We start from the raw sequence: 24255 nt of genomic DNA, 5'->3' as shown, positions 1-24255 counted from the left end.
ATTTCCCCCCAAAATGTTGGCTACGGGAAGCGTGGCCAACCACGGCGGACCACCCAATGAGCGACAGGCTCCGGGGGCCACGACCGCGGACGCCAGATCTCCCCAAACGCTCACGGACGGTTCCGCCTACGATATCGGTGCACGCATATTCAATCAAGTCAGGTTGGAGACACCGATAAGAACTTTGCGCGAAGCATCTGGAAAACATCCTGCCACTTATCAGGCCCGGTCTTTACTACCGAAAAGTAACCTCGTTCCACGTTGCCGCAATGTCCCGCTCACCAGGGCAATTGGCCCGGTTCGGTCGGGACACTTCCACTTCTTTGTCGAAGCAGACAACATAGGCGGGCGTCGCGGGGATACGGTCGCGTATCTATAAGACAAGACAGTTTCACATTCTCGTCCGTAACCGGGCGATCCATGGCCGGAACGGGCCCTGCGGCGGAGTCGGGAAATAGCGGACGCGCCACGCGAGAAGCCCGCCCGGGCGGCCATGGGGCTGCCGGAGGCGGGCTCCGCTTGTTGGGTCAGACGTTTCGACTCGCCGGGTCAACCGTTTCGGCTAACTGAGTCAACCGTTTCGGCTACTTGGTCAGGCGTTCGACGGCTCCGCCATCGCGACCGCGATCTGCCGAGGGCCGGTGAACGGCTCGCGACCGTGCGCCGCGAGCATGTTGTCCACCACCAGCACGTCGTCGTACTGCCAGTCGAACCGTACGGTCGCGGCCCGGTAGCAGTCGCGCAGGTGGGCGATGACGTCGTCCGGGATCCGCGCCCCGTCGCCGTAGTAGGTGTTCGTCGGCAGGTCCTCCTCGTCGAACATCTCCAGGACCCCCTCCCGGACGTCCTTCGGCAACGTCGTCACGTGGAAGAACGTCGCGTGGTTGAACCACACCGTCTCGCCACTGACCGGATGTGTGTGCACCGGCTTGCGGACCGCCCGGGTCCGCAGCCCGCCGCCGTCCCGCCACTCGGTCTCGATCCCGTTGCCGGCGCAGTACTCGGCGACGGCCACCCGGTCGTCGGTGTTGAAGATCTGCTGCCAGGATGTGCCGAACGAGCCGTGGAAGTTGCGCACCACCATCCAGCCCCGCCGGACGAACTCCTCCCGGATGGTCGGGTCGATCGCCCGATACACCTTGCGGATGTCGGCCAGCGGGGTCGCGCCCCGGGTGGCCGGCGCCTGGCGGCAGTAGAAGTAGAGGGTGAGCGGCCACACCGCCTGATAGGAGTTCTCGTTGTGCAGGAAGATCTCCTCTTCCGGCGGATAGTCGGTCGAGGTGTAGACCTGGCCCTTGATGGTGCTACGCGGCGAGGAGCGCTCCGAATAGGTCAGCGGCGGGCCGGAGAGCGCGCGTACCACCGCGTCGAAGCCGTCGACGCCGCCGACGGAGAAGCCGCGCAGCAGCAGCGCACCCCGCTCGTTGAGAATCCTCCGCAGGCCGGCGCGCTCGGCCCGGATCAGCTCCCCGATCTCGGCGCCGGCCGACTCGCGGGTGACCAGGTGCGGCATTGTTCCGGTGTCAGTGGTGGAGAGAGTCATGGTCGGAGTCCTTCGTCTGGACGAGCCCGCGGTTCAGGTCGGGAAAGGATCAGTCGGACATCGCCACCAGGACCCGACGCCGTCCGGTGAACGGGCGCCGGCCGTGGCCGACCAGTACGTTGTCGATCAAGAGCACGTCGCCCTGCCGCCAGTCGACGTCGACGGCGCTCTCCAGCCCACGGTCGCGGACCTGGATGACGTACTCGTCCGGGATCGGGGTGCCGTCGGCAAAGGTGACCGACTGCGGCAACTCGTCGGGCGGGAGCACCTCGGCCAGCGACTTCGCGGTCTCGTCACCGAGCGCCGCCGGGTGCCACTGGTCCGACTGGTTGAACCACACCTCGGTCCCGGTCACCGGGTGCCGGGTGGTGGACGGGCGGTCCTGGGTGACCCGCAGCCCGCCGTCGGGCTTCCACTCCCAGCTCGCCTCGGTGCTGCTCAGGAACGCCTCGACCTCGTCCCGGTCGGCGGTCTCGAAGGTGTCCTGCCAGCTCTTGCCGAGGCCGAAGCCGTCGTGCAGGTTCTGGGTGTAGCGCACCCCGCCGGCGTACGCGGCGCGTACCTCCGGGTCCAGGGACTCCAGCCACCGGACACCGTCGACCACCGGAGTGGCGCCGCCGGTCTCCGCGGCCGTGTGGCAGAAGAACATCAGCCGGGACGGCCACTGGTGCGCGTACGACAGCTCGTTGTGCATCGAGATGGTGAACTCGGGCGGGTACTCGGTGGAGGTGTAGACGTTCTTCCCCACCTTGGTGCGCGGCGAGTTGCCGTGCACGTACGCCAGGCGGTTGGGCAGCAACCGGTCCATGACCGGGTCGAGCGTCTCCTCCGTCACCTGGAAGCCCCGGAAGACCAGCGCCTTCTCCGCGGTCAGCAGCTCTGCCAGGTCCGGCGAGGTCGAAAGGTAGTCGACCAGCCCCTGCGGGCTCGCCTCGACCCCGGCGGCCGCCGGGTCGATCTCCATCGGTCTCCAGGTCTGGTGACCTTCCATCGGACTCTCCCTTCGAGGGGACTCCCGCGAAGGTGGAGACCGGTAGCGGGAATCGGAAGGTAATGCGTCGGTGACACAGCCGTCATCCAGTCCAAGGATGAGGGCAAGATCTATACTTTCTCGATACTGCGGCCATCAGACCGCTCGACGCCGGCTCCACCGCTCCCGGACCAGTCGGCTGCCGGCCGGACGATGTCGTTGCGGCCCGGCGCGGCGTGCCGGCCGAGCCGGCGGACGAGCCGAGCGTTGTCCGGGGACTTGACGATGCCCCGCACCGCCGGACTGACCAGGGCGAGAAGCACCAGCGAGGCCATCACCGCGCTCAGACCCAGCACCGTCGCCCGGACCCCGGCACCGCCCAGCAGCACCCCGCCGGCCAGCGCGCCGAGGAAGTTCGCCCCCGAGGCGAGCAGCGTGGCGACGGCGCCGATCCGGCCCATCATCGGGTCCGGGGTGATCCGTACCATGTAGACCCCGCCGACCACGTTGAACAGACCGCCGACGTAGCTGTTGACGGCGAAGATCACCGCCAGGCTGACCGGATCGGTGGTGAACGCCATCAGCGGCACCGTCAGCGCCCAGGCCGCCAGCCCGCCCACCACCAGGGTCCGCAGGGTGGCCCGGCGCATCCACCACATCCCGCTCAGCGCGCCGAGCATCCCGCCCACCCCGCTGGCTCCGATCACCGCACCGACCAGCGCGGCCGAACCGCCACCGTTGCGGATGGTGACCATCAGGGTCAGGGTCAGCGCCTGGAAGACGGCGTTGCTGACCGCGACGTAACCCAGCACGGTACGCAGGAAGCGCTGCTGCCAGAGCCAGGCAACGCCCTCGGCGATGTCGGCGCGCAGCGTACCGCGGCCCGCCGGCCGGGTCTGCTGGAAGGGTCGCCGGATCAGCAGCAACGCCAACAGCGAACCGAGGTGGGCGACCGTGGTGAACAGGAACGGCGCCCACCTGGCAGCGGTGAAGAGGAGGCCGCCCAGCGGCTGGCCGATCAGCACCGCCGCCCGGCCACGGGTCTCGTTCTGGGTCAGCGCGGCCGGCAACTGATCGGCCGGGACCAGGTGCCGGACGGCGGCCCGCTCGGCAAGCTGGTAGAAGACGGTCAGGCTGGTCTGCACGAACGCCACGACCATGAGCTGGGGCACCCAGACCCGATCGAACAGCACCGCCACCGCGACGCTGCCGGTGGCGACGAGACAACCCAGGTCACAGAGGATCATCATCCGGCGCCGGTCCCAGCGGTCCACGAACGCGCCCGCCGGCAACTGCACGAGCAGGTGCGGCAGCAGCGCGGCGGCACCGACCAGGCCCGCGTTGCCGGCCGAGCCGGTGTACCAGAGCACCAGCATCGGGTACGCGATCGAGGTGATCCGCGCCCCGATCAGGGTGCCGGCCGCCCCGGTCCAGAGCAGCAGGAAGTCCCGGTTACGGCGCAGCGGGACGCTCGGCACGGGCGGCCCGCCGGGATCCGCGGGCGGCCCGCCGGGATCGGACGGCACCGCCACACCGGGCGGCGCCGACGAGGCGGTGGACGGCGCCGACGGCGCACCGCGCGGCACCGCCCCGCCGGATGGCGGGGCGGGCTCCTCCACGAGGCTCACGAGCCGGTCCCTGGCGGTTCGCCGACCGGACCACGACGGCACCACTCCAGTACCGCCATCGCGCTGTGCAGCTTGTTCTCCGCCTGCTCGAAGGCGATGCTCGCCGGCCCGTCCAGCACCTCGGCGGTGACCTCCTCGCCACGGTGCGCCGGAAGGTCGTGCATGAAGACCGCGTCCGGACTGCCGGCCCAGAGCCCGGTGCCGACCTGGAACGGGGCGAAGATCTCCCGCCAGTTCGGGTCGGGTTTGCTGGTGCCGGTCGTCTGCCACCGGGTGGTGTAGATGACGTCGAACCCGGCGGGCAGCTCGGCCATGTCGTGCCGCTCGCAGATCGTCGCGGTACCCCGGGCCGCCTGAGCGGTGGCGGTCGACCTGATCTCCTCGGTCAACCCGTAGCCGGGTGGCGTCCGCAGCTCCAGGTGGGTGCCGGCGTACCGGGTCAGGGCCAGGGCGAGCGCGGCGGCGCTGTTGTTGCCCTCCCCGACGTAGAGCACCCGCAGCCCGTCGATCCGACCGAAGTGGTCGAGCATCGTGGTCAGGTCGGTCAGCGCCTGGGTCGGGTGCTCGTCGGCGGTCATCGCGTTGACCACCGACATCCGGTCCTGGCCAGCCAGCTGGCGCAGCTCCGCCGGGTCGCCCGAGGTCCGGGCCACCAGCGCGTCGAGCATCCGGGACATCACCCGACCGGTGTCGGCGTACGTCTCGCCGGTGTTGAGCTGGAGATCGTCCGGCCCGTACGCGACGATCTGCGCCCCGAGCCGCAGCGCACCGCTGGAGAACGCGGTCCGGGTCCTGGTCGAGGTCTTCCTGAAGTAGACGCCGACCACGTCGCCGTCGAGCGGCCGCTCCCGCCGGGCCCGCCCGGACCGGAACCGTACCCCCCGGGCGACGATGGACCGCAGGTCCTCGTCGGTCAGGTCGTTGATCGAAATCAGATGCCGCACCGCCCGCGCCTCCTCCCGCACCGTGCCGCCGGCCGGCGGCACGTCCCCGGCCCGGTCGGCGGCGAGGCCGGGACGGCCGGCCGGCTCCCCGACCCGGATGGTCTCGCCGTCGCCGACCGCGGCGTAACCGGTCGGCTCTGCACCGCCGGGCCGCTCGGCCCAGCCGGCCAGCTCGGTGGCGACGAACGACTGCACCGCCTTGCCGGACTCGGAGTTGGTCAGCACCACGAAGCCGTCGCCGGCCCGGAGCCGGCCCAGGGTCATCGCCCGGTAGCCGACCGTCTCGCCCGGATGGCCGAACTCCAGGTCCGGCGCGGTGTCGTCGACGACCGTGCCGAGACCGTAGAAGCTGCCCGGCGAGGCGACTGCCACCAGTTCGGCGGCGAGCCCCGGGGTGAGCAGCTCACCGCCGCCCCGGTGCGCGCGGTGGATCTCGACCAGCACCCGGGCCAGGTCCGCGGCGGTCGTCCAGAGACCCCCGGCGGCCAGCGCCGGGCGGTTACGCCAGCCACCGGGTACGGGTACCCCGTGCGCGTCGTGCCCGAGCGCGACCCGTCGGGCCGGGTCGGCCGGGAACGCCGGGTCGAAGCTGCTGCCGGTCATGCCCAGCGGTGCGAGGACGAGCCGGTCGATCAGCTCCGGGAAAGGTTCCCCGGTCAGGTCGACCAGCACCTGTTGCAACACCGCGTAGTGGCTGTTGGTCTTCCGGAACGACTCCCCCGGGGCCAGGTCGGGCCGGACCGGCTCGGATGTCGCGGGCGGGCGGCCGTACAGCACGTCGAGCAGGGACGGTGCCGGCTCGGTCGGGGCGTACCCGGTGTTCGGGCTGGTGGAGAGGCCGGAGACGTTCGCCAGCAGGTGCCGTACGGTGACCGGCCCGGGTCCGTCCGGCACCCGCCACGAGGTCAGATACCGGTTCACGTCGACGTCCAGCTCCAGCCGCCCCTCGCGGACCAGCCGGAGTACCCCGAGCGCGGTAACGTGCTTGCTGATCGAGGCGACCTGGAACGGGGTCTCCGGGGTGACCGGCTCGGCTCCGCCGGCGACCAGTACGCCGTAGCCGCGTACCTTGGCGACCTGGCCGGCCCGGACCAGCGCGACACTCGCCCCTGGCACGTGGTGTGCGGACATGATGGGCAGCGGCGACGGACCGCCCTCGGCCTTCCCGGGCTCGACGACGGGGAGAAGCTGGGTCGGTTCGACCAGGACACTGGCCGGGGCCGGCGCGCCGAGGGCGACGGCCAGCTCGGCGACCGTGCCGTGCTGGTACAACATCCGCAACGAGACCGGGAGTCCGGCCTTCCGGGCGGCGGTGACGAGTTGCACGATCCGCATCGAGTCGGCGCCCAGGTCGAAGAACCTGTCGTGCACACCCACCCGGTCGATGCCGAGCACCTCGACACAGACCCGGGCGATCCGCCGCTCGGTCTCGGTGCGCGGCGCCACGAACTCCCGCTCCCCGCCGAACGAGGTCCGCTCCGGCGCCGGAAGGGCCCGCCGGTCCACCTTGCCGGCCGAGTTCAGCGGCAGCGCGTCCAGGGAGACGAACGCGGCCGGCACCATGTAGCCGGGCAGCGCCGCGGCCAGGAACTCCCGCAGCTCGGTCGGCTCGATCGGCCGGCCGTCCACCGGTACGACGTAGCCGGCGAGCCACTTCTCGCCGCCGGTGTCCTCCCGGGCCACCACCACACCGTTGCGGACGCTCGGATGGGCGAGCAGCCGCTCCTCGATCTCGGGCAGCTCGATCCGGTGCCCCCGGATCTTCACCTGGTGGTCCGCCCGGCCCAGGAACTCCAGGTTGCCGTCCGGCCCGTACCGGACCAGGTCGCCGGTGCGGTACATCCGGCTCCCGGCTGCCCTGCCGAACGGCTCCGGCAGGAACTTCTCGGCGGTCAACTCCGGGCGGTTGACGTACCCCCGGGCGACGCCGTCACCGGCGATGTACAGTTCGCCGACGACGCCGAGCGCGACCGGCTGGAGATCCCGGTCCAGCACGTAGGTCCGGGTGTTGGCGATGGGTCGGCCGATCGGCACCACCTCGACGTCGCCGGGCACCTCCCAGGTGGTCGACCAGATGGCCGTCTCGGTCGGACCGTAGACGTTGACGAGTCGCTTCACCCGGCCGCGCAGTTCACCGGCGAGCGCCGGCGGCAGCGCCTCGCCGCCGACCAGCCCGACCACCGGCCGCTCCGCGAATCCGGCGTCCAGCAGCAGCTTCCAGCCGGACGGCGTCGCCTGGACGTGGGTCACCGGAAAGCGGTCCAGCAGGCCGAGCAGTTCGCCGCTGTCCCCCACCTCGTCGTCGTCGGCCAGCACCAGCCGGCCGCCGGTGACCAGCGGAAGGTACAGCTCCAGCCCGGATATGTCGAAGGAGAGCGAGGTCGCGGCGAGCCAGACGTCATCGCTGCCGGCGTCGAGCAGCCGCCGCATCGAGAAGAGCAGGTTCAGCAGCGCGCGGTGCGAGACCTGTACGCCCTTGGGCCGGCCCGTCGAACCGGAGGTGAAGATGATGTACGCCAGTTGGTGCTGGTCGTCACGGCGGGACACCGGTTCCGCCGGCCGGGACTCGATCACGTCGGAGTCCCGGCCGGCGAGGACGTGCCGGCCGGAGTAGACCCCGTCCAGCCGGCCGACCAGCCGTGACTCGCTCACCACCAGCTCCGCCCCGGCGGTTTCCAGCATGTAGCCGAGCCGTTCCGGCGGCAGGTCCGGGTCCAGCGGCACGTAGGCGGCGCCCGTCTTCCAGACCGCCAGCAGCCAGGCCAGCAGCGACGGCTCCCGGGGCAACAGCACCCCGACCACCGCCTCCGGCCCGACCCCGGCCGCCCGCAGGTGCCGGGCGTACCGGTTCGCCAGCGCGTCGAGTTCGGCGTACCGGACCCGCTCGCCACCCTGGACCACCGCCACCGACTTCGGGGTGGCCGCGGCCTGTGCCTCGATTACGTGGTGCACCGATCGACTCATCCTGCTCACCACTCCACGGCCGTGTCGTTCCAGTCGGTCAACACCGTCTCCAGCTCCCCCGCCGGCACGTACGTCGCCCGGGCGTCACCGTCGGCACCGGCGGCCATCGACTCCAGCACCGCCCGGTACATCGCCACCACCCGCTCGGCGTTCTCCAGGGTCAGTGCGGAGCGCCGGACCCGCAGCATCAGGTGCCCCGGACCGGTCGACACCGCGAGCGCGAACTCGTTGGCGGCGTCGCCCGCGCCGGCCCGCACGTCGACGAGATCCGTGTCGACCTGGTGGAAGTCCTGATAGCTGAACATCACCTCGATGAGCTGCCGGCCGCCGACCTGGCGTTGGATCGCCGGCATCGGGTAGCGCCGGTGCGGCCAGAGTTCGACCTCGCGGTCGAAGACCTGCCGGACCAGGTCACCCCAGGTGCCGGCCATCCGGTCGTGCGCGAACGGCAGCGTGTTGAGGTACATCCCGTAGACCTTGTCGGCGCCGTCGATCTCGGGTCGGGCGCTGCACACCAGCCCGGCGAAGAACGCCGGCTCGTCGGTGAGCTGGCTGAGCACCTTCAGGTGTGCGGCGTGCAGCACCGCCTTCATCGACGTACGGGTCGCCGTCGCCAGCGCGCGCAGCCCGGGCTCCAGGTCCGGGAAGCCGACCGGGATCCGGAAGCTGCTGGCGTCGTCGGCGGCACCGCCCCAACCGGCGGGCAGGGTGAACCGGGCGTGCCGGGTGACGATCCCCTGCCAGTAGTCGCGATCCACCGCCGACCCCAGCGAGTCGAGTTCGGCCGCGATGAAGTCCGCGTACCGGACCTCGGGTGCGGCGACCGGCTCGGGGGTCTCGCCGGCGGCAAGCTGCCGGTAGAGGTCGAGCACCTCCATCAGCAGCGACTGCTGGCTCCAGCCCTCGGTGACCGCGTGGCACTGGGTGAAACCAAGCCGCCAGGCGTCGTCGCCCTCCACGAACCCGGCCATCCGGAGGAGCGGCGGGCTGGCCAGGTCGAACAGGCTCGACCGCTCCCGGGCGATCAGGTCGTGCAGGGCCCGCTCCCGGCCCGGGTCGTCCAGGTGCCGGACGTCGCACACCTCGACCGGCATCTCGGCGGTGTCGTGCACGAGCTGCATCGGCACCGAGTACGTGTCCAGGTCGAACGAGGTCCGCAGCAGTTCGTGCCGCTCGACCACGAACCGGGCCGCCTCGCGCAGCGCCTCCGGCTGGAAGGGCCGCTCGTCCCGGATCCGGAAGAAGCTGGTGTTGTGGTAGCGGTTACCGCCCACCCCGCCGAGCATCTCGACGACCATGCCGAGTTGCACCTGCGACAGCGGGTAGGCGTCGACCACCCCGGCCGGCAGCTGCGCCCGGTCCTCGGCGGAGATCAGCGCGAAGGGCGCCACCGGACCGGCCTCGGCCGGCTGATCGGTGACCGACTGGCCGGCGAGCTTCTCGGCGAGTTCGGCGACCGTGCGGTACTGGAACACGTCCCGGACCGCCACCTCGAACCCCGCCGCCCGCAACCTCCCCACCAACGCCACCGCACGAATCGAATGCCCACCCAGATCGAAGAAACTCTCCGTCACCCCCACCCGATCCAGGCCCAGCACCTCCCGCCACACCGCAGCGATCCGCTCCTCCACCGGCGTACGCGGACCCACAAACACCGAACCCGCATCCACCGCGGCAGAATCCGGATCCGGCAACGCCCGCCGATCCACCTTCCCGTTCGCGTTCAACGGCAACGCATCCAACGACACGAACCCCGCCGGCACCATGTACTCCGGCAACCGAGCCGCCACATGCGCCGTCAACCCGGCCACATCCAGCCCACCCGACGAAACGGGCACGCAGTACGCCACCAGACGCTTGTCCGACGCCGCACCCACCGCGACCACCACCGCATCGCGAACCGCGTCGTGCTCCAGCAACACCGACCGGACCTCACCCAACTCGATCCGATACCCGTGCACCTTCACCTGATCGTCAACCCGACCCACGAACTCCACATCGCCCGACGCCAACACCCGCACCAGATCACCCGTGCGATAAAGCCGGGCACCCGGAACAGAACCGAACGGATCAGGCACGAACCGCTCCGCCGTCAACTCCGGACGATTCAGATAACCCCGAGCCACACCAACGCCGCCGACATACAACTCACCCACCACACCCAGCGGGACCGGCGACAGATCGGCGTCCAGCACGTACATCGCCATGCCGGGCAGCGGACGACCGATCGGCACCACGTCCGAGCCGGGCGTGCCGGTGACGGGGTGGACGCAGGTACCGACCGACGCCTCCGTCGGCCCGTACTCGTTGACCAGGCGGCCGTCGCCGAGGAACCGGCGCCAGTTCTCGGCGACCGGGCCGGGCAGGGCCTCGCCGGCCACCACCACGACCTCGGCCAGTGCGGCGAGCTGGGCCGGCTCGGCCTGCTGGCCGAGGATCTCCAGGTGGCCGGGGGTCAGCTTCAGGAAACTGAACGGACCCGCCGCCACCAACTCCCGACCCAGATCCGCCATATCCAGATCCGCACCCGCCAACCACACCCGCTGACCCGACACCAACGGCGCCCACACATTCGGCACCACCAGATCGAACGCCACCGACGAGAACAACGCCGAACCACCCACACCACGACCAACCAACTCCCGCGCCGCCCACGACACATGGTTGACCAACCCACGATGCGACACCGCCACACCCTTCGGCCGACCCGTCGACCCCGACGTGAAAATCACGTACGCCAAACGGTCCAGGTCGGCGGGTTCGGCGATCGGAGTCGCCGGACGGTTGCCGATCTCCAGGCGCTCGGTGTCGACGAGGACGCAGTCCAGGGCCGGGTCGAAGCGGTCCGCGTGCCGGGACCGGGTGACCACCACCCGGGCACCGGCGTCGGCGAGCATCGTGTTCACCCGGTCGGCCGGGAAGGAGGGGTCCAGCGGCACGTACGCGCCACCGGTCTTCCAGACCGCCAGGAAGGTGGCGATCAGGTCCGGACCCCGGTCCAGCAGCACCCCGACCAGGGACTCCGGCCCCACGCCCCGGGACCGCAGGTGCCGGGCCAGCCGGTTCGCCCGGGCATCCAGCTCCGCGTAGTCGAGTTCCAGTTCGCCGAGTGCCACCGCGGTCCGGTCCGGGTGCGCGGCCACCACGTCGGCCACCAGCTCCGGCACGGTACGGGTCGGTGCCGCGGTGGGGTTGACGGCGTACTCGCCGAGCAGCCGCTCCCGCTCGTCCGCCGGCAGGTGGTTGTCCCGGGCGTCGCCGTCGGCACCACTCGCCGCCATCGCCGCCAGCACCGCCCGGTACATCGCGCCGAGCCGGGTCGCGTCCGGCCGGCTCAGCACGTGCGTGTCGGCGGTCAGTACCAGGCTGCCGGTCATCGCGGCGACGGCCAGACCGAACTCGGTGGCCCCCTCGCCGAGACCGGACTCCACGTCGACCAGCTCGGTGTCGACCGCGTCGAAGTCCTGGTAGCTGAACCGCACGTCGAGCAGGCGCTGCCCGTCGGCCAGCTCGCGCTGGATCGCCGGCATCGGGTAGCGCCGGTGCGGCCAGAGTTCGACCTCGCGGTCGAAGACCTGCCGGACCAGCTCGCCCCAGGTCGCCGCGCCGCGCCGGTGGGCGAAGGGCAGCGTGTTGAGGTACATGCCGTAGACCCGGTCGGCGCCGTCGACCTCGGGCCGCGCGCTGCACACCAGGCCGGTGTAGAAGACCGGCTCGTCGGTGAGCTGGCTCATCACCTTCAGGTGCGCGGCGTGCAGCACCGCCTTCAACGACGTACGCGTCGCCGTGGCCAGTGCCCGCAGCTCCGGCGCCAGGTCCCGGACCGGCACGGTGACCGAGTACGGCTCCCGGGGTGTCGCCGGATCACCAGCCCAGCCGGTCGGCAGCGACAGTCGGGTGTAGCCGTCGACGATCCCGCGCCAGTAGTCGCGGTCCTCGGTCGAGGAGAGCGAGTCCAGTTCGGCGGCGACGAAGTCCGCGTACCGGACCGCTGGCCGGGTCGCGGGTGCGGGCTGCTCGCCGGCCTGGAGCTGCTGGTAGAGCTCCAACAGCTCGGTCAGCATCGCCCGGTGGCTCCATCCCTCGGTGATCGGGTGGGAGACCGTGACGGACATCCACCACGCCTCGTCGCTCTCCTCGTGCACGGTGAACCGCAGCAGCGGAGCCACCCCGAGGTCGAACAGCTCGGCCCGTTCCGCCGTGGTGAACTCCCGGATCGCCTGCTGCCGCCCGGCGGCGTCGAGCTGCCGGATGTCGCGTACGCCGATCGGGATCTCGGCGGTGTCGTGCACGAGCTGCATCGGCACCGAGTACGTGGTCAGGTCGAACGAGGTTCGCAGCAGTTCGTGCCGCTCGACCACGATCCGGGCCGCCTCGCGCAGCGCCGCCAGGCCGAACGGCCGCTCGGTGCGCAGCCGGAACGAGGTGACGTTGTGGTAGGCGTGCAGGTCGCTGTCGGCCAGCATCTCGACGACCATGCCGAGTTGCACCTGCGACAGCGGATACGCGTCGACCACCCCGGCCGGCAGCTTCGCCCGGTCCTCCGTGGACACCAGCGCGAACGGCGCCACGGTCGGCCCGTCGACGGTCGTACCCTCGACGGCCGCCTCCGGCGCCGGACCGGCGAGCTTCTCGGCGAGTTCGGCGACCGTGCGGTACTGGAACACGTCCCGGACCGCCACCTCGAACCCCGCCGCCCGCAACCTCCCCACCAACGCCACCGCACGAATCGAATGCCCACCCAGATCGAAGAAACTCTCCGTCACCCCCACCCGATCCAGGCCCAGCACCTCCCGCCACACCGCAGCGATCCGCTCCTCCACCGGCGTACGCGGACCCACAAACACCGAACCCGCATCCACCGCGGCAGAATCCGGATCCGGCAACGCCCGCCGATCCACCTTCCCGTTCGCGTTCAACGGCAACGCATCCAACGACACGAACCCCGCCGGCACCATGTACTCCGGCAACCGAGCCGCCACATGCGCCGTCAACCCGGCCACATCCAGCCCACCCGACGAAACGGGCACGCAGTACGCCACCAGACGCTTGTCCGACGCCGCACCCACCGCGACCACCACCGCATCGCGAACCGCGTCGTGCTCCAGCAACACCGACCGGACCTCACCCAACTCGATCCGATACCCGTGCACCTTCACCTGATCGTCAACCCGACCCACGAACTCCACATCGCCCGACGCCAACACCCGCACCAGATCACCCGTGCGATAAAGCCGGGCACCCGGAACAGAACCGAACGGATCAGGCACGAACCGCTCCGCCGTCAACTCCGGACGATTCACATAACCCCGAGCAACCCCCACCCCACCGACGAACAACTCACCCAACACACCCACCGGAACCGGCGACAGGTCAGCATCAAGGACGTACATCGCCATCCCCGGCAACGGCCGACCGATCGGCACCACATCAGCGGTCCGCGCGTCCCGAACCGGGTGGACACAGGTGCCAACCGACGCCTCCGTCGGCCCGTACTCGTTGACCAACTCCGCGTCGGGGGCGCACTCGCACCAGCGTTCCAGCGTCTGCCGGGTGAACGCCTCGCCGGCCACCACCGTGACGGCGGCGAGCCCACTGGCCTGGCCCGGTGCGAGCTGGTGCGCGAGCACCTCCAGGTGGCCGGGGGTCAGCTTCAGGAAACTGAACGGACCCGCCGCCACCAACTCCCGACCCAGATCCGCCATATCCAGATCCGCACCCGCCAACCACACCCGCTGACCCGACACCAACGGCGCCCACACATTCGGCACCACCAGATCGAACGCCACCGACGAGAACAACGCCGAACCACCCACACCACGACCAACCAACTCCCGCGCCGCCCACGACACATGGTTGACCAACCCACGATGCGACACCGCCACACCCTTCGGCCGACCCGTCGACCCCGACGTGAAAATCACGTACGCCAAACGGTCCAGGTCGGTCGGGACCGCGAGCGGGGTCGCGGGCTGTCCCGCGATGGCCGGCGCGTCCTTGTCGACCAGGACCCGCACCGGGACGTCGGGGAACCGGTCGGCGTAGCCGGCGCCGGTCACCACCACCCGGGCACCGGCATCGGCCAGCATGTCGGCGAGCCGGTCGGCCGGATGGGCCGGGTCGAGCGGGACGTACGCGCCGCCGGCCTTCCAGACCGCCAGGAGGCTGGCGACCAGGTCCGGACCCCGGTCCAGCAGCACCCCGACGACCGACTCCGGCACCACGCCGCAGGCGCGCAGGTGCCGGGAGAGCCGGTTCGCCCGGGCGTCCAGCTCGGCAAAGCTGAGCTGCCGGCCGGCGTACTCCACCGCCACCGCGTGCGGGGTGGCCGAGACCTGCGCGCCGAACCGCTCCGGTACGGCCGGTCCGGCCGGCTCGGCGGTGGTGCGGTTCCACTCGACCACCAGCCGCTGCCGCTCCTCGTCGGCGAGGAAGGTGCCCCGGGCGTCACCCTCCGGGTCCGCCGCCATCGCCTCCAGCACGGCCCGGTACATGGCTCCCATCCGGTCGCCGTTGGCCCGGCTCAGCACCCGGGGGTTGACCGCCATCGTCACGTAGCCGAGCCGGACCGCCACGGCGAGCGGGAACTCGGTCGGGCTGTCGTCGATGCTGGCCATGTAGTCGACGAGATCCCGGTCGACCTGGTCGAAGTCGTGGTAGCTGAACCGGACGTCCATCAGCCGCTGGCCGTCACCGAACTCGCGCTGGATCTCCGGCATCGGGAACCGGCGGCGGGGCCAGATCTCCATCTCCCGGGCGTACGTCCGCGTCACCAGCTCCAGCCAGGTCCGGGCACCCCGGTCGTAGCCGAACGGCAGGCTGTTCAGGTACATCCCGTAGACCCGGTCGGCGCCGACCACCTCGGGCCGGCCGTGCAGCACCAGGCCGGTCAGGAACGACTCCTCGGCGCTGAGCTGGCTCATCACCTTCAGGTGCGCGGCGAGCAGCACCGTCTTCAGCGACGCCTTCGCCCGGCTGGCCAGCTTGCGCAGGTCGGACTCCAGGTCGTGGAACGGCACCCCGAGCATCAGCGACTCGCGCGGTGCGTTCTCGTCGCCCCAGCCGGTCGGCAGGGAGAACCGGGCGTACCGGCCGACGATGTCCCGCCAGTAGTCCCGGTCCTCCGCCGAGGCCAGCGAGCGCAGCTCGGCGGCGATGAAGTCGGCGAACCGCACCGGCGGGGCCTCGACCTCCGCCGGGGTGCCACCGTCCCGGATCTCCCGGTAGAGGTCCAGCACCTCCATCAGCAGCGAGTGGTGGCTCCAGCCCTCGATGATCGCGTGGCACTCGGTGACCGACAGCCACCAGGTCTTGTCGTCGCAGACGTGCGCGTGCAGCCGCATCAGGGCCGGCTGGGTCAGGTCGAAGACGTCGGCCCGCTCCACGGCGGTGAACTCCCGCAGCGACCGGTCCAGTTCGGCGGCGTCCAGGTGCCGCAGGTCCCGCTCGCCGACCGGCATCTCGGCGGTCGGGTACACCACCTGCATCGGCACCGAGTACGTGGTCAGGTCGATCGCGGTCCGCAGCACCTCGTGCCGGGCCACCACGATCCGGGCCGCCTCGCGGAGCGCGTCCAGCGCGAACGGCCGCTCGTCCCGGATTCGGAACGAGGTCACGTTGTGGTACGCGTGCAGCTCCCCGTCGGAGAGCATCTCCACGACCATGCCGGCCTGGACCCGGGACAGCGGGTACGCGTCGCTCGCCCCGGCCGGCACCTTCGCCCGGTCCTCGGCGGAGATCAGCTCGAATGGTGCCACCGGGCGCTCCTGCTCAGCCGGCGTCGACCGGCCGTCGAGGATCCCGCAGAGTTCGGCGACGGTGCGGTGCGCGAAGACGTCCCGGACGGAGACGTCCAGCCCGATCGCCCGCAGCTCGCCAACCAGGGCGACCGCCCGGATCGAGTGACCGCCGAGGTCGAAGAAGCTGTCGTGCACGCCGACCCGCTCGACCCCGAGCACGTCCCGCCAGATCGCCGCTACCCGCTCCTCCACCGGGGTACGCGGGGCGACGTAGACCTGCTCTCCGGAGAGCGCGGCGCGGTCCGGTGCGGGCAGCGCGCGGCGGTCGAGCTTGCCGTTGGCGGTCAGCGGGATCTTCTCCAGCGGCACGAACGCCGCCGGCACCATGTACTCCGGCAGGCCGCGGGCGAGGAACTCGCGTAGTTCGGTTGGGTTCGGCACCTGGTCGCCCTCGGCCACCAGGTAGCCGACCAGTCGCTGGTCGCCGGGGATGTCCTCCCGGACCACCACCACCGCGTCCCGGACGCCGGGGTGTGCGGCCAGCACGCTCTCGATCTCGCCGAGTTCGACCCGGTAGCCGCGGATCTGCACCTGGTGGTCGATCCGGCCCAGGAAGTCCAGCCCACCGTCGGGCCGGCGCCGGGCCAGGTCACCACTGCGGTACATCCTGGCCCCGGGCTCGGCCGCGAACGGATCCGGCACGAACCGCTGCGCCGTCAGCTCAGGCCGGTTCAGGTAGCCCCGGGCCACGCCCGGACCACCGACGTGGATCTCACCGGGCACCCCGACCGGGACCAGGTTGCCGTAGCCGTCCAGCAGATAGATCCGGGTATCGCTCAGCGGATAGCCGACCGGATTGCCGGCGCCGGTGATGTCCTGCGGGCGTACCCGGTGGTAGGTGGAGTGCACCGTCGTCTCGGTGATCCCGTACATGTTGATCAATGCCGGTCGGTCACCGAACCGGGCCATCCAGGGGGCCAGCTCGGCCATCTCCAACTTCTCGCCGGCGAAGACCACGGCCCGCAGTTCCAGGGCGGCGAGCCGGGGATCGTCGTTGCGGGCATACCCGACCAGGCTGCGGAACGCCGACGGGGTCTGGTTGAGCACCGTCACCCGCTCGGCGACCAGCAGCTCCAGGAACTCGTCCGGCAGCCGGGTCACCTCGCGCGGCACCACCACCAGCCGACCGCCGTAGAGCAGGGCACCCCAGAGTTCCCAGACCGAGACGTCGAAGGCGTACGAGTGGAACAGCGGCCAGACGTCGTCGGCGGAGAACCGGTAGTGGGTCTCGCCGACGGTCAGCAGTCGGAGCACGTTGGCGTGGGTCAGGCAGACCCCCTTCGGCCGGCCCGTCGACCCCGACGTGTAGATCACGTAGATCAGGTTCTCCGGGCCGGAGACCGGAACGGGGTTCTCCGCCGACTGCCCGGACAGGTCCTCCTCGTCCAGGTTCACCACGGCACCGGCGGAGAAGCCGGCGACCGTAGCGGCCAGGGACGACTGCGTCACGATCACCGACGCGCCCGCGTCGCCGACCATGAAGCCCAGCCGGTCCACCGGCTGCGCCGGGTCCAACGGCAGGTAGGCGGCCCCGGCCTTCAGCACCCCGAGCAGGGTCGGCACCAGGTCGATGCCCCGCTCCAGGCAGACCCCGACCAGGGACTCCGGTCCCACGCCGAGCGCGCGGAGCCGGTGCGCGAGTCGGTTCGCCCGGGCGTTCACCTCGGCGTACGACAACGAGACACCCTCGAAGGTCACCGCCACCGCGTCCGGCGCGGCGGCCACCCGCTCCTCGAAGGCCTGGTGCACGGTCCGGGTCGGCGGCACCGGGTCGATCCGGAACGGGTCGGCGACCCCGGTGACCTCGGCCCGCTCTGCCTCGTCCAGCAGCTCGACCGTGCAGAGCGACCGATCCGGGTCGGCGACGACGGCCTGGAGCAGCCGGACCAGGTGCCCGCCCATCCGCCGCATCGTGGCACCGTCGAAGAGCGCGGTCGCGTACTCCAGGTGGGCGCGCAGCCCGCCGTCGGCCGCCTCCTGGATCTGCAGCGTCACGTCGAAGCGGGAGACCTGGGAGAGCGCGTCCAGCGGGGCGACCGCCAGCCCCGGCATCGCGTACCCGCCGGCACCCGCCTCGTGCATGGTGAAGGCGACCTGGAACAGCGGGGTACGGGACATGTCCCGCTCCGGCTGGAGCTCGTCGACGAGCTGCCCGAACGGCACCTCCTGGTGGTCGAAGGCGGCCAGCACGGTCTGCCGGTTGGCCGACAGCAGCTCACCGAAGGTGATGTCGGAGTCCCAGCGGGCCCGCATCACCAGGCTGTTGATGCCGTACCCGATCAGCTTGGAAAGCTCGGGCCGGTTGCGTCCGGAGACCACCGTGCCGACCGGGATGTCGGTGCCGCCGGTGTACCTGGACAGCAGTGCCTGGTAGCCGGTGAGCAGCACCATGAACAGGGTCGCGTCGTGCCGGCGGGCGAGGTCGCGCAGCTGCCCGCCGAGTCCGGCCGGCAGCTCCACCTCGACCACCGCACCGGCCCAGTCCCGGGTCGCCGGGCGGGGGCGGTCCGCCGGCAGGTCCAGCGGCGGCACCCCGGCGAGCTGCTGCCGCCAGTAGTCCAGGTGCCGCTGGTGTTCCGCCGCCGAGCGGTTCCGCTCCCAGGCGGCGTAGTCGGCGTACTGCACGGGCAGCGGGGCGAGGGTGCTGGGGCGGCCGGTGAGCGCGGCCGCGTACAGCTCGCTGAGTTCCTCGGCGAAGACCCCGACCGACCAGGCGTCGCAGGCGATGTGGTGGAAGACCACGACCAGCAGGTGGTCGTCGTCGGCCAGCCGGATCAGCCGGGCCCGGACCGGCCACTGGGTGGCCAGGTCGAACGGAATCGCCGGCTCCTGGGCGGCCCGCTCGAAGCCCCGGCGCTCCCGCTCCGCCTCGGGCAGATCGGTCAGGTCCGACACCGCCAGCGGTACCGGACCGGCCGGGTCGATCACCTGGGTCGGCTCGCCGGCGACCAGCGCGTAGCGGGTGCGCAGGATCTCGTGCCGGCCGACCAGTTCGGTCAGCGCCCGGCGCAGTGCGGCCGGGTCGAGCCGGCCGCGCAGTCGCAGCGCGAGCGGCACCAGGTACTCCCAGCTGCCCGGGTCCAGCCGGCTCAGGAACCACATCTGCTGCTGCCCGAAGGAGAGCGGCAGCGGGCCGGTCCGGTCCACCCGGGTCAGCGCCGCGCGGCGACCGCCGCGCAGCCGCCCGGCGAGCCGGGCCCGCAGCAGTTCCTCCCGGGCCGCCTCGACACCGCGTTCGATCGTGCCCTCGCCCGTGCTCATCCCTTTTGCTCCTTCAGCAACGCCAGACCGGCCAGCAGGTCGGAATCGGATAGCTCGTCGATCTCGGCGCGGATCCGCTCCTCGACCGCCTCGGCGATCCGCGCGATCGTGGGCCGCTCGAAGACGGTCCGGACCGGAAGGTCGATCTCGAACTCCTGCTGGATCCGGGAGGCCAGCCGGACCGCGAGGATCGAGTGGCCGCCGACGGTGAAGAAGTTCGTCTGGGTACCGGCGTCGACGTCGAGCAGTTCGGCCCAGATCTCGGCGATCCGCTCCTCGACCGGGCCCTGCGGCGCGACGTAGCCCGCCGTGTCGACCTCGGCGACCGTCCGGGCCGGGCGGGGCAGCGCGCGGCGGTCGAGCTTGCCGTTGGCGGTCAGCGGGATCTTCTCCAGCGGCACGAAGACGCCCGGCACCATGTAGTCGGGCAGCCGGCTGCCGCAGTAGCCGACCAGGTCGGGGACGAGCGGTGGGTGGTCGGCGTCGGGTACGTAGTAGGCGACGACCCTCGGCTGGCCCGGCTCCGGCTCGTCGGTCAGCACGACCGCGTTCCGGATGCCGGGGTGTGCGGCGAGCACGCTCTCGATCTCGCCGAGTTCGACCCGGTAGCCGCGGATCTGCACCTGGTGGTCGATCCGGCCCAGGAAGTCCAGCCCACCGTCGGGCCGGCGCCGGGCCAGGTCACCACTGCGGTACATCCTGGCCCCGGGCTCGGCCGCGAACGGATCCGGCACGAACCGCTGCGCCGTCAGCTCAGGCCGGTTCAGGTAGCCCCGGGCCACGCCCGGACCACCGACGTGGATCTCACCGGGCACCCCGACCGGGACCAGGTTGCCGTAGCCGTCCAGCAGATAGATCCGGGTATCGCTCAGCGGATAGCCGACCGGATTGCCGGCGCCGGTGATGTCCTGCGGGCGTACCCGGTGGTAGGTGGAGTGCACCGTCGTCTCGGTGATCCCGTACATGTTGATCAATGCCGGTCGGTCACCGAACCGGGCCATCCAGGGGGCCAGCTCGGCCATCTCCAACTTCTCGCCGGCGAAGACCACGGCGCGCAGCGACAGCCGGTCCAGCCGGGAATCGTCGTCCCGGGCGAACCCGACCAGGCTGCGGAACGCCGACGGGGTCTGGTTGAGCACCGTCACCCGCTCGGCGACCAGCAGCTCCAGGAACTCGTCCGGCAGCCGGGTCACCTCGCGCGGCACCACCACCAGCCGACCGCCGTAGGCCAGGGCACCCCAGAGTTCCCAGACCGAGACGTCGAAGGCGTACGAGTGGAACAGCGTCCACACGTCGTCGGCGGAGAAGGCGTACTGCGGGTGGGTGGTGCGCAACAGCCGCAGCACGTTGGCATGGGTCAGGCAGACCCCCTTCGGCCGGCCCGTCGACCCCGACGTGTAGATCACGTAGATCAGGTCCTCGGGGTGCGAGACCGGCGTGGGGTTCCGCACCGGCTGCTCCGACAGATCCTCCTGGTCGAGCACCACCCGCTCGCCGTCGAAGAAGCCGGCGACCGTCCCGACCAGCGACGCCTGCGTCACCATCACCGACGCGCCCGCGTCGCCGACCATGAGGCCCAGCCGGTCCGCCGGCTGCGCCGGATCCAACGGCAGGTACGCCGCCCCGGACTTCAGCACCCCGATCAGCGTCGGGACGAGTTCGATGCCCCGTTCCAGGCAGACTCCGACCAGCGAGCCGGCCCGGACCCCGCCGGCACGCAGCCGGTGCGCCAGCCGGTTCGCCCGGGCGTTCACCTCGGCGTACGTCAACGAAACACCCTCGAAGGTCACCGCCACCGCGTCCGGGTCGAGCAGCACCCGGTCCTCGAAGACCTGGTGCAGGCAGCGGTCCGGGTTGCCGGTGCGGAACGGGTCGGTCCGTCCGGTGCCGACCAGCTCGTCGACCGGGCCGAGGAAGTCCACCGCGCCGAGCCGCAGCTCCGGGTCCGTGGTGACCGCCCGGAGCAGCCGGACCAGGTGCCCGCCCATGCGGTCCACGGTGCCGCGGTCGAAGAGCGCGGTCGCGTACTCCAGCGCGCCGAGCATCGTGCCGTCGGCCTGTACCCGGACGAAGAGCGTCAGGTCGGTCTTGGCGATCTGCCACGCCTCGGTGAACGCGGCCAGGTCGTCCGCCTGGACCGCGCCGCCGGTGAGCCCCTCGTCGTGCAGGTCGAACGCGACCTGGAACAGCGGGGTCCGGGACATGTCCCGATCCGGCTGGAGGTCGTCGACGAGCCGCTCGAACGGCAGCGTCTGGTGTGCGAAGGCCGCCCGGCAGACCTCCCGGGTCGCCTCCAGCGCCTCGCCGAACCGCATCCCCGCGGTCAGCTTCGGCCGCAGCACCAGCGAGTTGAGGAAGAACCCGACCATGTCCTCCAGCTCGGGCCGGTTCCGGCCGGCAACCGGAGTACCGACGGCGACGTCCCAGCGTCCGGCGTACCGGGCGAGCAGCGTGCTGAACGCGGTCAGCATCGTCATGTACGGGGAGGCGCCGTACCGCCGGCCGAGGTCGCGGATCGCGCCGGCCAGCGCGGGCGGGATGGTGAACGGGGCGAGCGCGCCCCGTGGGTCGCGCCGGGCCGGTCGGGGCCGGTCGGTCGGCAGGTCCAGCGGCCCGAGCCCGTCCAGGGTCCTCCGCCAGTACGCCAGCTCCGCCGCCAGCACCTCCTCGGTCAGCCAGCCCTGCTGCCAGCTGGCGAAGTCGGGGTACTGGATCGGCAGCTCCGGCAGTTCCGGGGCGCGACCGGCTACCGCCGCCGCGCAGAGTTCCCGCAGCTCCCGCTCAAGCACCACCGACGACCAGCCGTCGCAGGCGATGTGGTGCAGGGTGAGCAGCAGCACCGACTCGCCCGCCGGGACCCGCCCGGCGGTGGCCGGGATCCGCACCGAGGTCGGCGGGGTCGGCGTCGGCGTACCCGGGAAGCGGACCAGCAGCGCCCGCCAGACCGGGCCGGTGGCCAGGTCGAAGCCGCGCTCGAACTCGGCCCGGAACACCGTCTCCAGGTCGGCCGCGGCGGCCTCGACGACCCGCAGCTCGACCGGGCCCGGCGGGTCGACCACCTGGCGGGGCTCGCCGCCGTCCTCGACGTACCGGGTGCGGAGGATCGCGTGCCGTCCGGTCAGCGCGTCCAGCGCCCGCCGGACCGTGCTCTGCTCGACCTCCGGGCCGAGCCGGACGAAGAGCGGGGCGACCCACTCGGTGTTGCCCGGCTCCAGCCGGTCCAGGAACCAGAGCCGGCGCTGCCCGAAGGAGAGCGGCAGCGGCCCGGTCCGGCCGACCTGGACGATCGGCGGGCCGTCGTCTTCGGGCACCGCGATCAGCTTCGCCTGCTGTTCCACGGTGGGCGCGGCGAAGAGGCCGCGCAGCGCGACCTTGCTGCCGGAGGCCGCCCGAAGCTGGTTGGCCAGCCGGGTGAGCAGCAGCGAGGAGCCGCCGAGCGAGAAGAAGTCGTCGTGCGCGCCGACCCGGTCCACCTTGAGCAGTTCCGCCCAGGAGCGGGCGACCAGTCGCTCGGCGGCGGTTCGCGGCGCCACGTAGGGCGGGCGGCCGTCCTCGGCGGCGGGGTCCGGCACCGGCAGCGCGGCCCGGTCCACCTTGCCGCTGCCGTTCAGCGGGAACTCCGGCATGGCCACGAAGGCGGCCGGGATCATCGGGTCGGGCAGCCGGTCCCGGAGGAAGGCACGCAGCCGGTCGGCGGCCGGCACCCGCTCGCCGGTGACGTACCCGACGAGCCGCTTGCCACCGTCGGCGCTCTGCACCGCCAGCACCACCGCGGCGCTGACGTCGGGGTGGGCGACCAGCGCGGACTCGACCTCGCCGGGCTCGATCCGGACGCCGTTGACCTTCACCTGGTGGTCGAGCCGCCCGATGTACTCCAGGGTGGCGTCGGCCCGCCACCGGACCAGGTCGCCGGTGCGGTACAGCCGGGACCCGGCCGGCCCGTACGGGTCGGGGACGAACTTCTCGGCGGTCAGGTCCGGCCGGCCGAGGTAGCCCCGGGCCACCCCGACCCCGCCGGCGTGCAGTTCACCGGCGACCCCGACCGGCACCGGGTCACCGTTCGGGTCCAGCACCAGCACCCGCAGGTTGGCCAGCGGTCGGCCGATCGGCACCGGGCCGGTCGGCAGCGCCGGGTCGTACGGGTGCGCGGTCACGTCGATGGCGCACTCGGTCGGCCCGTACGTGTTCCAGAGGGTGACCTTGAGCCCGTCGGTGAGCCGCCGGCACAGCTCGGCGTGCAGCGGCTCGCCGGCCGAGAAGAGCAGCCGCAGCGAGGTGCAGTCCCGCCAGCCGGGGTCGTCGGCGACGAGCCGGAGTACCGACGGCACACCCTGGAGGACGGTGACGCCGTACCCGCGGATCGCCCGGACCAGCGCCGCGGGGTCGTGTTCGGCGCCGACCGGGGCGAGCACCACCGCACCGCCACTGACCAGCGGGGCGAAGAACTCCCAGCAGGCCGCGTCGAAGGTCAGCGCGGTCTTCTGCAACACCCGGTCGGCCGGGCCGAGTCCGTGCTGCCGGACCGCCCAGTCGACCCGGTTGGCGATCGCCGCGTGGCTGATCATGACGCCCTTGGGCCGGCCGGTGGATCCGGAGGTGTAGATCGCGTAGCCGAGGTGGTCCCCGGTCGCCGGGTTCGTCGGCGCCTCGTCGGCCAGCTCGGCGAGTTCGGCCGAGATGTCGTCGAGGCGGACCACCCGGGCACCGGTGCCGGCCACCAGGTCGGCATGGGCCGATCCGGTGAGCACGATCCCGGCGCCGGTGTCGGTCAGCACCCACGTCGCCCAGTCCCGCGGGTGGTCCGGGCTCAGCGGCAGGTAACCGGCACCGGCCTTCCAGACGCCGAGCAGCGCGACGACCAGGTCCACGCCGCGGGGCAGGCAGACCCCGACCAGCGTGTCGGCGCCGGCACCGAGGTCGCGCAGGTACCGGGCCAGCCGGTTCGCCCGGCGGTCGAGTTCGGCGTACGTCACCTCGACGTCGCCGGCCAGTACGGCGACCGCGTCGGGCGTGGCCGCCACCTGGCGGGCGACCAGCGCCGGCAGGATGTTGGCGGACCCGGCCACGCCGGCCGGCCCGCTGGAGTCGCCGACCAGGTCAGTCCGGCTTCGATCGGGGTTCATACGTGCTCCTCACCTCGTCGCGG

At 71.7% G+C, this 24255-nt stretch carries 6 protein-coding genes and 1 pseudogene; all 7 read right to left on the bottom strand.

The features are described from left to right. Window positions 1-592 precede the first annotated feature (592 nt). On the bottom strand, window positions 593-1543 hold the full coding sequence (locus tag EV371_RS14700) for a TauD/TfdA family dioxygenase (RefSeq protein WP_130462533.1): 951 nt from the start codon (window positions 1541-1543) through the stop codon (window positions 593-595). 49 nt (window positions 1544-1592) lie between these two features. Further along, on the bottom strand, window positions 1593-2534 hold the full coding sequence (locus tag EV371_RS14695) for a TauD/TfdA family dioxygenase (RefSeq protein ID WP_130462532.1): 942 nt from the start codon (window positions 2532-2534) through the stop codon (window positions 1593-1595). Window positions 2535-2644: 110 nt separating this feature from the next. Beyond that, window positions 2645-4141: an MFS transporter gene (locus EV371_RS14690; RefSeq protein WP_486484615.1), complete on the bottom strand. Its 1497-nt coding sequence runs from the start codon at window positions 4139-4141 to the stop codon at window positions 2645-2647. After that, a complete protein-coding gene (locus tag EV371_RS34320; RefSeq protein ID WP_349337560.1) occupies window positions 4138-5085 on the bottom strand; it encodes an ornithine carbamoyltransferase in 948 nt (315 codons plus the stop codon). Before EV371_RS34320 ends, EV371_RS14690 begins: the two co-directional genes overlap by 4 nt. A 213-nt stretch (window positions 5086-5298) precedes the next feature. Beyond that, window positions 5299-8049, bottom strand: a pseudogene (locus EV371_RS14685) (non-ribosomal peptide synthetase); the annotation flags it as partial. Between the two features lie 5 nt (window positions 8050-8054). Then, a complete protein-coding gene (locus EV371_RS14680; RefSeq protein WP_130462530.1) occupies window positions 8055-19109 on the bottom strand; it encodes a non-ribosomal peptide synthetase in 11055 nt (3684 codons plus the stop codon). After that, the gene (locus EV371_RS14675; RefSeq protein WP_130462529.1) at window positions 19106-24232 is read right to left on the bottom strand and encodes a non-ribosomal peptide synthetase; all 5127 of its coding nucleotides are present in this window, start codon (window positions 24230-24232) and stop codon (window positions 19106-19108) included. The genes EV371_RS14680 and EV371_RS14675 overlap by 4 nt, the downstream gene beginning before the upstream one ends. Window positions 24233-24255: the final 23 nt, after the last annotated feature.

It is taken from the genome of Plantactinospora sp. CNZ321, from assembly GCF_004217235.1.
Note: the sequence above shows the minus strand (reverse complement) of the source record. Positions and strands in the feature narration are given on the sequence as shown.